14 protein-coding genes are annotated in these 13,173 nt (G+C 65.2%); 5 read left to right on the top strand and 9 right to left on the bottom strand.

The window, feature by feature from the left end; translation table 11 throughout:
* Together IVB46_RS02400 and IVB46_RS02395 are read left to right on the top strand one after the other, a co-directional pair.
* Positions 1-735 (top strand): TlyA family RNA methyltransferase, encoded by a 735-nt coding sequence (locus tag IVB46_RS02400; protein WP_247314093.1) that lies wholly within the window; start codon positions 1-3, stop codon positions 733-735.
* Entirely contained in the window at positions 728-1,975 is a 1,248-nt protein-coding gene (locus IVB46_RS02395; RefSeq protein ID WP_247341868.1) for a methyltransferase, read from the top strand. The genes IVB46_RS02400 and IVB46_RS02395 overlap by 8 nt, the downstream gene beginning before the upstream one ends.
* A 40-nt stretch (positions 1,976-2,015) precedes the next feature.
* On the opposite strand, the gene IVB46_RS02390 is transcribed toward IVB46_RS02395, so the two are convergent.
* From IVB46_RS02390 to IVB46_RS02370, 5 genes are read right to left on the bottom strand one after another with little or no spacing between them, the layout of a single operon-like run.
* Positions 2,016-2,867 (bottom strand): ABC transporter permease, encoded by an 852-nt coding sequence (locus tag IVB46_RS02390; RefSeq protein WP_247314097.1) that lies wholly within the window; start codon positions 2,865-2,867, stop codon positions 2,016-2,018.
* A gap of 2 nt (positions 2,868-2,869) precedes the next feature.
* The gene (locus tag IVB46_RS02385) at positions 2,870-3,718 is read right to left on the bottom strand and encodes an ABC transporter ATP-binding protein (protein WP_247314099.1); all 849 of its coding nucleotides are present in this window, start codon (positions 3,716-3,718) and stop codon (positions 2,870-2,872) included.
* Complete coding sequence (locus IVB46_RS02380; RefSeq protein WP_247314101.1) at positions 3,715-4,761, bottom strand: ABC transporter substrate-binding protein; 1,047 nt, start codon at positions 4,759-4,761, stop codon at positions 3,715-3,717. Before IVB46_RS02380 ends, IVB46_RS02385 begins: the two co-directional genes overlap by 4 nt.
* Positions 4,762-4,799: 38 nt before the next feature.
* On the bottom strand, positions 4,800-6,020 hold the full coding sequence (locus IVB46_RS02375) for a CaiB/BaiF CoA-transferase family protein (protein ID WP_247314103.1): 1,221 nt from the start codon (positions 6,018-6,020) through the stop codon (positions 4,800-4,802).
* A complete protein-coding gene (locus IVB46_RS02370; protein ID WP_247314105.1) occupies positions 6,017-6,952 on the bottom strand; it encodes a hydroxymethylglutaryl-CoA lyase in 936 nt (311 codons plus the stop codon). Before IVB46_RS02370 ends, IVB46_RS02375 begins: the two co-directional genes overlap by 4 nt.
* A gap of 169 nt (positions 6,953-7,121) precedes the next feature.
* On the opposite strand from IVB46_RS02370, the gene IVB46_RS02365 reads away from it, so the two are divergent.
* Complete coding sequence (locus tag IVB46_RS02365; protein WP_071917648.1) at positions 7,122-7,952, top strand: GntR family transcriptional regulator; 831 nt, start codon at positions 7,122-7,124, stop codon at positions 7,950-7,952.
* Positions 7,953-8,000: 48 nt separating this feature from the next.
* On the opposite strand, the gene IVB46_RS02360 is transcribed toward IVB46_RS02365, so the two are convergent.
* Entirely contained in the window at positions 8,001-8,603 is a 603-nt protein-coding gene (locus IVB46_RS02360) for a hypothetical protein (protein ID WP_247341864.1), read from the bottom strand.
* A gap of 254 nt (positions 8,604-8,857) precedes the next feature.
* Between IVB46_RS02360 and IVB46_RS02355 the strand changes: the two genes are divergently transcribed.
* Positions 8,858-9,916 carry a methyltransferase domain-containing protein gene (locus tag IVB46_RS02355; protein ID WP_247314109.1) on the top strand — a complete coding sequence of 353 codons (1,059 nt, stop codon included), beginning with the start codon at positions 8,858-8,860 and terminating at the stop codon, positions 9,914-9,916.
* Positions 9,917-9,946: 30 nt separating this feature from the next.
* Here IVB46_RS02355 and IVB46_RS02350 read toward each other — a convergent pair whose 3' ends face one another.
* Complete coding sequence (locus IVB46_RS02350; protein ID WP_247314110.1) at positions 9,947-10,330, bottom strand: VOC family protein; 384 nt, start codon at positions 10,328-10,330, stop codon at positions 9,947-9,949.
* A gap of 211 nt (positions 10,331-10,541) precedes the next feature.
* Between IVB46_RS02350 and IVB46_RS02345 the strand changes: the two genes are divergently transcribed.
* Complete coding sequence (locus tag IVB46_RS02345) at positions 10,542-11,315, top strand: enoyl-CoA hydratase/isomerase family protein (protein ID WP_247314112.1); 774 nt, start codon at positions 10,542-10,544, stop codon at positions 11,313-11,315.
* 32 nt (positions 11,316-11,347) lie between these two features.
* Here the strand turns inward: IVB46_RS02345 and IVB46_RS02340 are convergent, their stop codons facing one another.
* Positions 11,348-11,980, bottom strand: coding sequence for a hypothetical protein (locus IVB46_RS02340; RefSeq protein ID WP_071916058.1), 633 nt, complete (start codon positions 11,978-11,980; stop codon positions 11,348-11,350).
* A gap of 180 nt (positions 11,981-12,160) precedes the next feature.
* Positions 12,161-13,024, bottom strand: coding sequence for a DUF1194 domain-containing protein (locus tag IVB46_RS02335; RefSeq protein WP_063984919.1), 864 nt, complete (start codon positions 13,022-13,024; stop codon positions 12,161-12,163).
* Between the last annotated feature and the right edge of the window lie 149 nt (positions 13,025-13,173).

Genomic DNA, 13,173 nt, shown 5'->3' with positions numbered 1-13,173 from the left:
ATGTCCCCTGCCCGCAAGCGTGCGGATGTTCTGCTGGTCGAGCGCGGCTTGTTCGAGAGCCGGGCGCGGGCGCGCGCGGCGATCGAGGCCGGGCTCGTCACCGCCGACGACAAGCAGGTCGCGAAACCCTCGGAGACGATCGCTGAGGACGCAGTGATTCAGGCCGAGCCTGCGCATCCCTATGTCTCGCGCGGCGGCGTCAAGCTGGCCGGCGCGCTGGAGCGCTACCCCATCGAGATCGAGGACCATGTCTGCCTCGATGTCGGCGCTTCCACCGGCGGTTTCACCGAGGTGCTGCTGGCGAACGGCGCCAGCCTGGTGTTCGCCATCGATGTCGGCACCAGCCAGCTGCATCCTTCGCTGCGCGACCATCCCAAGATCGTGTCGATGGAGGAAACCGACATCCGCAGCTATGACGGCAAACGGCTGCCGGCGCGGCCCGACGTCGTCGTCATCGACGTCAGCTTCATCTCGCTCAAGACGGTGCTGCCCGTGGCGCTGTCACTGGCAGCGGCGCCGATGAGCCTGCTGGCGCTGATCAAGCCGCAGTTCGAGGCGGACAGGAAGCACAACAAGAAGGGCATCATCCGCGACGCCGCCGTGCATCGGGAGATCTGCGACGACATCGCGGTCTTTGCCGCTTCGCTCGGCTGCACCGACATCGAGGTGTTCCCCTCCCCGATCACCGGCGGTGACGGCAATATCGAATTCTTCCTGGGCGCGCGCCGTGGTTGAGCGCGTGAGGATCGATCACGTCGGCCATCGCGGCGACGGCGTCTCGCTCGCTGCGGGCGATGCCGTCTATGTGCCCTACACGCTTGGCGGCGAGACCGTCGAGGTCGACCACGTCGCCGGCAGCCATCCCGACCGCCGCAAGCTGCTCGCGGTCGATGTCGCCAGCCCCGATCGCATCGAGCCGTTCTGTCCGCATTTCGGCGTCTGCGGCGGCTGCGCCATCCAGCACTGGGCGGCTGAGCCCTATCACGCGTGGAAGCGCGGCATCGTGGTCGAGACGCTGGCGCAGGCCGGCATCGATTGCGAGGTGGCGCCGCTGGTCGATGCCCATGGCGCGGGGCGCCGGCGCGTCACGCTGCACGGCCGGTTCGGCACGCATGACGTCCTCAAGGTCGGCTTCTCGGCGGCGAGCTCGCACGACGTCATCCCGATCCATCGCTGCCCGATCCTCGATCCCGGGCTCGAGGGTGCGCTCGATGCCGCCTGGGCGCTTGCCGAATCCCTGACGTCCAGAATGGCGGCGACGAAGCCGCTGGACATCCAGGTCACCGCGACCGCCAACGGCCTCGATGTCGACGTGCGCGGCTCCGGCCCGCTGCCGACGCCGCTGGTCACGGCGCTTTCGCGCGTCGCCGAGCAGCATCGGCTGGCGCGGCTGGCGCGGCACGGCGAGCTGGTGCTGCAACGCCTGCCGCCGACGGTGCGGATGGGCCGCGCCGAGGTGACACTGCCGCCGGGCTCGTTCCTGCAGGCAACGGTCGCGGGCGAGGAGACGCTGGCGTCTCTCGTCGCCGAGCGTGTCGGCAAGGCGAAGGAGGTTCTCGACCTCTTCTGCGGCGTCGGCCCGTTTGCCTTGAGGCTCGCCGAGAAGGCGCGCGTCACCGCCTATGACAACGACAACGGCGCCGTCGCGGCGCTCGTGAAGGCTGCGCGCACACCCGGGCTGAAGCCGATCAAGGCCGAACCGCGCGACCTGTTCCGCCGCCCGCTGGTGCCGCCGGAGCTGCGCGACTTCGACGCCGTGGTGTTCGACCCGCCGCGCCAGGGCGCGCAGGCGCAGGCGCTGAAACTCGCTGCAAGCAAGGTACCCGTCGTGATCGCGGTGTCCTGCAACGCAGCAACCTTCGCTCGCGACGCCCGGCTCCTCATCGACGGCGGCTACAGGATCGAGACCGTGGTCCCGGTCGATCAGTTCCGCCACACGCCGCATGTGGAATTGGTGGCGCGGTTCACGCGCTGACGCGCTACCTGCCGCTCACCGTCCGATTGCTTCCAGACTGCTATGCCGACGGTTCGAATTGCGGCTGCCATCGCAGCAGGTAGGACTGCAGCGAGCGCACCGCGATCGCCAGCAGGATTCCGACGAACATCATGACGAAGATGGCAACCATCATCTCGCTGGCGTTGGCGCGCGCCTCGGCTTCGATGATGAGCTTGCCGAGCCCGCGCTCGGCGCCGATGAACTCGCCGACGATGACGCCGATCAGCGCGAAAGACACCGCCGGCAACAGCGACGCGAACACCCAGGCCAGCGCGGAGGGGATCACCACCGTGCGCAGCACGGTGAGTTCGCTGGCACCGAGCAGACGGGCAGCGGCGATCTGATCGCGGTCGACCGCACGCGTTCCCTCGAAGGTGTTGAAGAACACCACGAAGAACACGACGAGCCAGGCCGTGGCGATCTTGGAGAGATCGCCGAGGCCGAAGATCAGGATGACGAGCGGCACCAGCGCGATGCGCGGTATCGAGTTGAGCGCCACGACATAGGGCCCAAACACGCGGGCAAGGAAGTCCGAACGGCCGAGGACCAGGCCGGCCGCGATTCCGCTCGCGGACCCGAAAAGAAACCCCCACCAGGTGTTCTTCAGCGTGACGAGCGTGGCGAGCCACAAATTGTTGTCGTTGCCGTTGATGCAGGCGGCGAAGCCGGTGGGATCGGCAAAGCAGCCAAGCCGCAGGAAGCTCTGCCAGATCAACGACGGCTTGGCGACGAAATACGGATCGAGGATTTTCGGCACATAGGCCTTCGGCAACAGCGCCTTGCTCCATTCAAAGCCCCACTGCCAGACGACGAGAACCACCACGAGAATGGCCACTTGCCAGAACAGGATGGCGCTACGGCTCTTGGACATGATCATTCGGCCCTGGTGCGGCGGAATTCTTCGCCGAGGGAATGCCAGATGTGAGAGTAGAGGCGGCCGAATTCGGCGGTCTCGCGCACGTCCACGGGATCGCGCGGCCGCGGGATGGCGACGTCGAAATCTTCCTTGAGCCTCCCGGGCCGCGCCGAGAGCAGGATGATGCGGCTCGCCAAGGTCAAGGCCTCGCCGAGATCGTGGGTCACGAACAGCACGGTCTGCCGCTCGCGTTCCCATATCTCCAGCAGCGTCTTGTGCATCTCGAGCTTGGTATGGGTGTCGAGCGCGCCGAACGGCTCGTCCATCAGCAGGATCTCGGGCTCCATGATCAGCGTGCGCATCAAGGCGACGCGCTGGCGCATGCCGCCGGACAGCATGCTGGGGAAGCTCTGTGCAAAGCCGGAGAGCCCGGCCTTCTCGACGGCCAAAGCGACGCGCCCGGCGCGCTCGGCCTTTCGCAGCCCCGCGATCTCCAGCCCATAGCCGATGTTCTGCTCCACGGTTCGCCAGGGAAACAGCGTATCGCGCTGGAAGACATAGCCGACCCTGGGGTTGACCTTACCGGTCTCAACCGTGTCCTCATCGATCAGGATGCGTCCGCCAGAGCGCGACAATAGCCCCGCGACCATGTTGAGGATGGTGCTCTTGCCGCAGCCGGACGGACCGAGCAGCGCGACGAACTCGCCCTGCTTGACCTCGAAGGAAACGTCATCGACCGCCACGAACTCGCGGCCGGACGCGTTGAAACGCTTGGCGAGACCTCGCACCGCGATGCGGGTTCGCGCCTCCGCTCTCTCAACCTCGTCTCGCGCGAGCGCGAATCCCGGGCCCGGCGCAGCGATCATTTGTATTTCGCCCTCGCCGCCTGGAGGAAGCTGATGTCGACGACATCCTCGTATTTCGTCTCGGGAATATCCGTTCCCTTGCGGTACCAGGGCTTGGCCCCGCGTTCGAACGAGGACTTGTCGATGACGCCATCATAGGCCCAGGTCGATTTGTCGAAGCCGAGCTCGGCGCTGACTGCATCGGGGTCGATGCCCGAGAAATATTTCGGCGTGACCAGTGCCTGCACGTCCGCGAGCGGCGTCGCCTTCACGAAAGCGATCGCGCGGTGGATCGCGTTCACATAGGCCTGCACCATCGCCTTGTCCTGCTCGATCGTGTCCTGGAGCGTGTAGATCACGAGCACGGGCAGCGTTCCGCCGAAATCCTTCTCGAATACGCCGGGCTTGGAGGTGTCGTAGATCGTCCTGCCAAAGCCCTTCTTCTCGACCTCGACGATCCAGCTTGGCGGCGCCATGATGGCGTCGAACTGCTTGGTCTGCAGCGACGGAAACATCGTGTTGGGCCCACCGCCGGCGACCCAGTTCACCCTGTCGCCGAGCCCGCGCGTTTCGAACACATAGGTGCCGAACACCCAGGTGCCCGACCCGATCGCGGTGGCCGCGACGATCGGCTTGGCGCCGTCAGGCCGTTTGTGCTCCGCGAGCTTCTCGACCGAATTGATACCGCCGTCGTAAAGGTCCTGCCGGACCACGATGTTGGCGTAGGAGCACACCATCTCGGTCGCGAGCAGGATCTTGCAGGGCTTGCCGCGCGCACTGAGCTGCAGCGGATGGCTGGCATCGCCATGCGCGAACAGGGCTTGTCCCGCTGCCAGCGTCTGACGGCCGAACGTGCCGGCGTTACCGGTGACGAGTTTGGAGTCGAGACCTTCGTCCCTGAAGTAACCCTTCAGCTCGGCAATCATGCCGATGGCGTAGACCGGCGACACCGGCCCGAAAGCGAGCGATACCTGCTTGGCCTCGGCGCGGAGCTGCCCGGGCAGCATCGATGCGCCGGCCAATGTGGAGCCCGCGATCAGCGCCTGGCGCCTGGTGATGTTCATGTGCTCCTCCCTTGATTCTTGTTTGATCGATCAGTTCGTCAGGACGGCCCAGGCGCGATCCGGATGGTTCCTGCCTTTTGCAGCGTCTCGATTTCACCCGACGAAACGCCGATCTCGCCCAGGATCTCGCGCGTCTGCTCGCCGATCTGCGGCGGATCGTAGCGGTTGGGCAGGCGGCGGCCATCCATGGAGATCGGCAACAGCGGCGTTTTCGCCTCGCCGCCGTCAGGCAGGTGAATGTTGGTCAGCCCGCCCGACTGGTTCAGATGCGGGTCGTCGAAGAGATCGCCGGGTTTGTTGACCGGCGCGTAGGGCAGATCGAGCTGCTCGAGGCGTGCCGCGAGATCGGCCTTGTCCCATTGCTTGAAGATCTTCGCGATCTCCGGAATCAGCCAGCCGCGATGGTCGACGCGGTCGTTGCTCGTCGCAAAGCGCGGATCGGCAAGCCAGGATTCGCGATCGAAGGCGCGGCAGAACGCCTCCCATTGCTCTTCACCGACGATGGTGACAAACAGCTTCGAGCCGTCCCTGGTGTCGAAGAGATCGTAGACCGGCCAGGGGCTGTCCTTGATCGAATAGGGGATCGAAGGCTGGCCGCTGACCACCTCGCACATCATGGCCTGCGCCATCAGGAACACGTTGTTCTCGTAGAGCGCGCTCTGGATGTAGCGACCGCGGCCGGTGCGCTGCCGCTCGGCCAGCGCAGCCTGAATCGCGATCACGCCGAACATGCCGCCCATGATGTCGTTGACCGAGGCGCCGGCGCGCATCGGCCGGTCCGGCAGGCCGGTCATGTAGGCAAGGCCGCCCATCATCTGCACGACCTCATCGAGCGCGAGGCGATTCTCGTAGGGGCCGGGCAAATAGCCTTTGAGCGAGCAGTAGATCAGGCGTGGCGCAAAAGCGGCAACCGACTCGTAGTCGAGACCGATCCGCTTCAGCAGGCCGGGTCGGAAATTCTCGATCAGGACGTCGCTGCTCTCGATCAGCCGCCGCGCGATGGTCTGGCCTTCCGCGGTCGACGTATCCAGCGCGATGCTGCGCTTGTTGCGGCTGTAGGTGGCGAAGAAGCCGGCAGCGGGCCCCTTGAAATAGCGGGTACGGTCGCCCTTCGGCGGCTCGACCTTGATCACGTCGGCGCCGAGATCGGCGAGGATCAAACCGCAGCTCGGCCCCATCACCATCTGGCTGAACTCGATGACACGAAGGCCGGCCAGCGGACGGAGCTCCGTTGCCGCCTCGGGCGCGGCCGCCGTCATGCCGCCCTCCGCAGCACCTTGGGAATGCCGGCCTCGTGCAGGTGCCCGGTCAGATGTTTTGCCGGGATATGGCGGGCCAGAATCTCGCGCGTTTGCATCAGCCGATCGAGGTCGATGCCGGTCGAAAGTCCCATGCGTTCCAGCATGAACACGAGATCCTCGGTGACGATGTTGCCACGGGCACCAGGCGCGAACGGACAGCCGCCAAGTCCTGATACCGCGGCGTCGAAACGCCGGATGCCGGCGTCGAGGCCGGCGACGGCATTGGCGAGGCCCGCACCGAGCGTGTCGTGCAGATGCAGCCGCAGCGTCATCTGCGATCCGACTTCGCGCCTGACGGCTTCGACGATCTGCCTGATCAGTTTCGGGGTGGCATAGCCGACGGTGTCGGCCAGCCCGATCTCGTCGGCACCGGCCTCGGCAAAAGCGCGCGCGACCCGGCACACGGCCGCTTCGCTCACCTCGCCTTCGAGCGAGCAGCCGAAGGAGGTGGCGATCGCGCCCATCAGGTGCGGCCGCCGGGCCGCCGGAGAGGCGTCGATCGCGGCGCGGACCGCGCGAAACCCGTCGAGTTGCTCTTCAATCGAGCGGCGCACGTTGGCGCGGTTGTGCGTCTCGCTGGCGGAGATGACGAAGTAGACGGCGTCGACACCGGCGGCGATGGCGCGCTCGGCGCCCTTCACGTTCGGCACAAGTGCACCGATGGTCGCGGCCCTGTGCGCGAGCGCGTGCGCCATCACCGCATCGACATCGGCGAATTGCGGTACGACCTTCGGCGGCACGAAGGATCCCGCGTCGATCTCGCGCACGCCGGCGGCGGCGATCGTATCAATCAGCGCGCATTTGGCTTCGGTGGGAACGAACACGTCCAGGTTTTGCAGCCCATCGCGGGGGCCGACCTCGCAAATCAGGACATCCGGCGCATGCGCCATCAGGCTCTCCCTGGTTCGATTGTATATTATTGCGTAAAAGAACAATCCGTGGGACAGTCTGTCAAGCTCAAAATCCGCGTGCACTGCAATGACCGCCTCCGACAATTCCCGACCGCCCGCTTCAAGCAAAGGCGGTTCCGAGCGCGCTGAGCACCTCGCCGGGCTGATCATGGCGCTCGCCCGACGCGAAGGCATGAAGGCTGGCGATCGCTTGATCGAACAGCGGCTTGCCGATGCGCTCGATCTTTCACGCGCGCCGATCCGGCTCGGCCTCAAGGCTCTGGAAGCGGCAGGGCTCGCGCGCGGCGAGCCACATCGCGGGTTCGTGCTGGCCAAGCATCCGACCAGCGGCGCAGCCCAGCCAGCCCTCGCGGCGGTCAGGCGCAGCGAACAGGTTTATACGTCCATCGCAGGCGACGTGCTCGCAAGCCGGCTGCCGGCTGACGTCACCGAGGCGGAGCTGATGCGCCGCTATGGCCTCAGCCGGGCCGAGTTGCAGCGGCTGCTTGACCGGATCGCTGCCGAGGGCTGGATTGCACGCCTGCCGGGTTATGGCTGGCGCTTCGCGGAGACGGTCTCGAACCCCGAAGCTCACGCCAAGGCAATGGCGTTTCGCGCGGTGATCGAACCCGCGGCAATCGCGCAGCCCGGCTTTGCGCTGCCGCAGGAGGTGATTGCACGCTTGCGCGAGCGCCAGCTGCGCGTGTTCGAAGGCGAGCTCGAGAAGATGACGATCGGCGAGGTCTTTCTTTCCGGTTGCGAATTCCATGAGGAGATCATTCGCGGCGCCGGCAATCCCTTCTTTCTTGAATCGCTCAGGCGCGTGAATTCGATCAGACGCCTGTTCGCCTATCGCAGCTTCGCCGACCGCGACGGCATGCGGCGGCACGTGCGCGAGCATCTGCGCCTGCTCGAGGTTCTGGAAACGCGGCGCTACGCCGAAGCGGCGGAGCTGATGGCGAAGCACCTGCAACGCCCGCTGGTGGCGGGCTTGTCGTAGGCCAACGCGGCCGCGGTCAAGCGGGCGGCGAAACGGACGTGTGAGCGCTCAACGCCGCAAGCCGCCCAACGCCGGTGACTCGCCGGGCAGCATTGACGAATTGATGTCGCTGTCCATGCGTCCCGATTGCTGCTGGGTGAAACCGGCGCCGAACGACAGGCTGAGGTTGGAGGTCGGCTTGAACTCGACACCCGCGAAAGCGCCGTAACCGGGCGAGGCGCCGGAGGTGAGCGGGGCGAGCGAGCTGCCGATGCCGCCATTGTATTTCAGCGTGTCGAACCCGGCAAAGAACGTGACGGGCATGCCGCCCGCGGTCTTGTAGTTGTAACCGAACTGCGTGCCATCGTAGGAGAGCGCGCTGAAACTGCCGGCTGGCGCAGGCTGGCTGAGGCCGCCCAGGCCTAGATTGCCGCATTCGCTTCCGACGAAGAAACCGGGACGAAAATCATAGCCTGCGTTGGCATCGCCACCCTTGAAGCTCGGAAAATTGCCGTAGCCATCGGAGCTCTGGCCGGCGCTGCCGCCAAAGCCGAAAGGCCCGCCCGGGATCCAATATTGCAAGGGCGCGACTTGCGCATGAGCCGGCTCTCCGCCGAGGCAGAGCACCACGAAGAGAGTTGCGAGACCGCAGGAACGTGCAAGGCTGGACATTCAGGTAACCGTCAAAAAGAGCGGAAATTATATGCCGGGGACCACGCGAATACCAGTGACGCGATGCCGGTAGTCGCGCCATCGAGTTCCAAAATTACGTTATCCTGACGTGTTGAACCTCCTGCGCGACGGATTGACCCACATAGAGGACGCGCGAACCCGAGCCGTCGCTTCGATCCTGATCGGCCGGGGCAGTCCGGCAAGACGCAATTGCGCAAACCTTTGAAAATGCCAGACACAACATGGAGGCTGTCATGGAGGTCGATTCCGACAGGTTGAATGCCTTTATGGGCAAGATGATCACCGAGGTCGGTGCCGCGATGAACGCATCGCTGGTCCTGCTGGGCGACAAGCTCGGCCTCTACCGCGCCCTCGCCGCCAAGGGATCCATGAACTCTGCCGAACTCGCAAGCGCCACCGGAACGAACGAACGCTACGTCCGCGAGTGGCTGGCGAGCCAGGCGGCTTCTGGTTACGTCGAATACGATTCCACTTCCGGCAAGTTCTCGATGCTGCCGGAGCAGGCGTTGGCGCTCGCCGATGAGGACAGCCCGGTCTTCCTCGGCGCGGTCGGCAATGTCATTGCCGCGGCGTTCCTCGACGAGCCGAAAATTACGGACGCATTCAAGTCCGGCAAGGGCGTCGGCTGGAATCGTCGCAGCGAGTGCCTGTTCTGCGGCACCGCCCGGTTCTTCCGCACCGGCTACATGCATCATCTGGTGCAGGAGTGGCTGCCCGCGCTCGAAGGCGTCGTGGACAAGCTGAAGCGCGGCGCCAAGGTCGCCGACGTCGGCTGCGGGCACGGCGTCTCGACCCGGCTGATGGCGGAGGCCTTCCCGAACTCCCGCTTCTACGGCTTCGACTATCACGAGGGCTCGATCGCGGCCGCACGAAAGGCGGCCACTGAGGCGAAGCTGGGCGATCGTGTCAGCTTCGCGGTTCACTCGGCGAAGACCTATCCGGCCGAGGGCTACGATCTCGTCTGCTTCTTCGATTGCCTGCACGACATGGGCGATCCGGTCGGCGCCATCAGCCACGTGCGCGAGACCATGGCGAAGGACGGCACCTGCATGCTGGTCGAGCCGTTCGCAGGCGACCGCCTCGAAGACAACCTCAATCCTGTCGGGCGGGTCTACTATGCGGCGTCCACCATGATCTGCACGCCGGCCTCGCTCGATCAGGAGGTCGGCCTCGCGCTCGGCGCTCAAGCCGGCGAGGCAAGGCTGCGCAAGGTCGCCAGCGAAGGCGGCCTGTCGCGCTTCCGCCGCGCCGCCGAAACACCCTTCAACCTGATCCTGGAGGCCCGGATCTGATCCAACGGCGGACGTGCGCGGCCGGCGATGTCAGGCCGCGTCGTCCGTTCCCATACCGAACGTGAGCTGATTGCCGTCGGCATCGACGACGTCGAAATCGCGCATACGATAGTCGCGGTCCTCCGGCCGGTTGAGCAGCCTGGCGCCGCGTCCTGATAGTTCGGCATAGATCTGATCGACGTCCCTGACGAAGATGCAGATGCCGCCGTGCCCGGGCAACCGCTTCGTTACCGCCGCCGCAAGCAGATGCAGGCCGACCTCGTCACGGCAGAGGCAGGCGTAGGACGGAGGCTGACCGTATTCGAAGGTGACCTCGAAGCCGAGCACGTCGCGGTAATAAGCGAGGCTGGCTGTGATGTCGGACACGACGAAGACGTTGGCGGAGCCGGCCATCATCGGGTGTTCGTCGGTCATTGGTCCCTCCATCCGGCAAGCAATCTCCTGCACGCAGTCTAGCATGCGCGCTGGAGGTCTTGCACGGCCCAAGCCGCACCGTAAGCTGTCGCCGAACAAGGCGGAAGCGCCGAACGACAGCATCCCGCCGCTGCTGCCGCCGCTCGCCGCGAAATAACCGCGCCACCACCGCGATCGATGCCGCACGTTTCCCGAAAGCATGGAGAACCCGGTGACATCTGACAATCCCGTCGCCTACGAACGCGCAGGCAACATCGCCCGCATCACGCTGCGCCGCCCGCCCGTCAATGCACTGAGCCTCGAGGTCATCCGTGCGGTGGTCGCGGGCCTGCGTCGCGCGGCGAACGATCCGGAAGCGCGCGTTGTCGTGCTTGCGAGCGCGATCGCCAAGCGCTTTTCGGCCGGCCTCGACCTCGACATCCTGCTGGGCAAATCCGGCGCCGAGATCCGCGAATTCCTCCAGGCGCTCTATATCGACCTTTACGACGCCCAGTATGGGCTCGGAAAGCCGTCGATCGCCGCGGTCGGAGGCGCGGCGCGCGGCGGCGGCATGACCATGGCGGTGTCCTGCGACGTGGTGCTGGCAGCCGAGAGCGCGACGTTCGGCTATCCCGAGATCGACGTCGGCGTCATTCCCGCGATCCACTACGCGCATCTGCCGCGCATCGTCGGACGTCATCGCGCGTTCGAGCTGCTGTTCACCGGCCGCGTCTTCACCGCCGCGGAGGCGCGCGAGCTCGGCGTGGTGAACCGCGTCGTCGACGATGCCGGGCTCGACGCCGAGGTGCTGAAGCTCGCGGCGCAATTCGCCAGCAAGTCGGCCGCCGTGCTGCGGATGGGCCGCGCCGCCTTCATGCGCCAGATCGATCTCGATTACCGGCGCAGCATCGCAAGTGCAGTGGACGATTTCTGCAATGTCGCGACGTCGGACGAAGCGCAGGAGGGTTTGAGGGCCTTCGTGGAGAAGCGGGCGCCGAAATGGTGAGGGGGCCGCCGCCCGCCCAGGGAGGCTAACGTTCAGGCCGTCCTGTCCACTGAGGACGACGAATCCGCAGGCGGATATTTCGTCACCGGCACAGTGAAGGATTTGGAGCCGACCTGGTAGATGATCTTGCCGTTTTGTCCGTTGTCGGTCGATATCTGCGACTGCCCGAACATGATGACGTTCCTGTAGACGTAGCCGGTGCCCTGGCGGGTGATACCGTCGGTGGTGACGCTGACCGTCGCCTCTTTGCCGTTGATCGCCAGCACGCGAAAGCTCGCGCTCTTGCCGATGTCGGCAGAATAGCCGCCCCAGCTTCCCATGAGGATGCTGTCGGAACCTGCCGGCGCCTGTTTCTGCAAAGTCGCGCTCTGCTTGCCAACGCCCGAGGAGAACAGGAGCACCAGGTTCTTGCCGTCCTTGGTGCCGACCGTGACGTTGCCGTAGCTTATCGTTGCACCATTGACCTCGCCGATACCGCGCTCGGTGTGCCCGTTATGGGTGTACTCGATCTGGGCCCTGGCCCCGCGGATGTTCACGACCTTGAAGCCGACGGCCTGGTTGTTGCCTGCCCAATTGCCCTTCCAGTCACCCACCAGACTGCTCTGGTGATACACCCGCTCGTTGGCGGGCGAAATCTGGCTGGTGCTCGATGTGACGATGGCCATTGGATTGCTCGGCGGATTTGTCTGACAGACCCGCTTCTGTTCGCGCGCCGGACGGCGAAGTCAGAACTTTATCCGGAAACAACGGGAAGCAGGCCGATTAGGGCCACGCAGCAGTTAACGCGTGGTTAAATTCGACCGCGGGCGGGACAGGGCAAAAGGTCTCATTCGGGGTGGTGCGGATCAGCGCCCCCAGCGGTCCGACCAGATCTTCTCGCCGATCAAGCAGCTGACCCGTGGCTCCTTGTCGGCAACGCGCCTCACGGGGCGCTCCGGCATGCGGCCGGCGACCTCCATCAGGAGCTTGGTGCGGATCGCTTCCTTGAACTTGTCGCGATCCTTGATCGTGATGACGAAGGAGCCGGGACCGCCGATGACGCAGTCCTCGTAGTAATAGTCGAGATTATCGATATCCATGGTCGAATAGGACGGCTCCTTGACCATGATCGGCAGGCCGTTGATGACGATGCCCTTCTCGAGCGCGGCGTCGCGCGCCGCCGTCACCGGGCCGCCATTGTTGTTGGGGCCGTCACCGGAAATATCGATCACGCGGCGCAAGCCGCGATAGGGATCCTCGTCGAACAACGGCATCGCGAACGTAATCGCTCCGGAGATCGAGGTGCGCGAGGCGCGCCGGATCGGCGTCTTCAAGATCTCGGCGGCGACCGCGTCCGCCGTCTCCGGTCCGTCGACCAGCCGCCACGGGATGATGATCTTCTGATCGCTGGAAGCGGCCCATTCGAAGTAAGTCACCGCGATCCGGCCATTCGGCCCGAGCTTCAGCGCCTGGAGGAATTCCTTCGACTGGATCGCCTGCGCATAGCCTTCGCGCTGGATCGCGAGTTCGTCCATGTCCATGGAGTAGGAGACGTCGACCGCGAGGACCAGCTCAACATCGACCGTCTGCGCGTCCCGATCGGCCGCTAGCCGTTGTGGCGAACTCTTGCTCGGTTCAAATTTGGGCCCTGGTGCCGCGATGCCCGCGACATCCCCTCCGGCGAGTACGCCGGCCACCAGCACAGCCCCGATCGAGAACAGCATGCGCATCGCAGTCTCCCGTCGTATGACGCGATGGTGACATGCAATCGCCTTGCCGCAAAGTCCGAAGATCGCTTGCGCTTCACATTCCGGTTAGGAATTCGCGAGTTGGGAATGCGCGCGTCACGCAAAGCTGCCGCTGTGTTGCCGCGCTTGCG

It is taken from the genome of Bradyrhizobium sp. 61 (genome assembly GCF_023073075.1).
Taxonomy (GTDB): Bacteria; Pseudomonadota; Alphaproteobacteria; order Rhizobiales; family Xanthobacteraceae; genus Bradyrhizobium; species Bradyrhizobium barranii.
The sequence above is the reverse complement of the archived record's forward strand: the minus strand, read 5'-3'. Positions and strand labels throughout refer to the sequence as shown.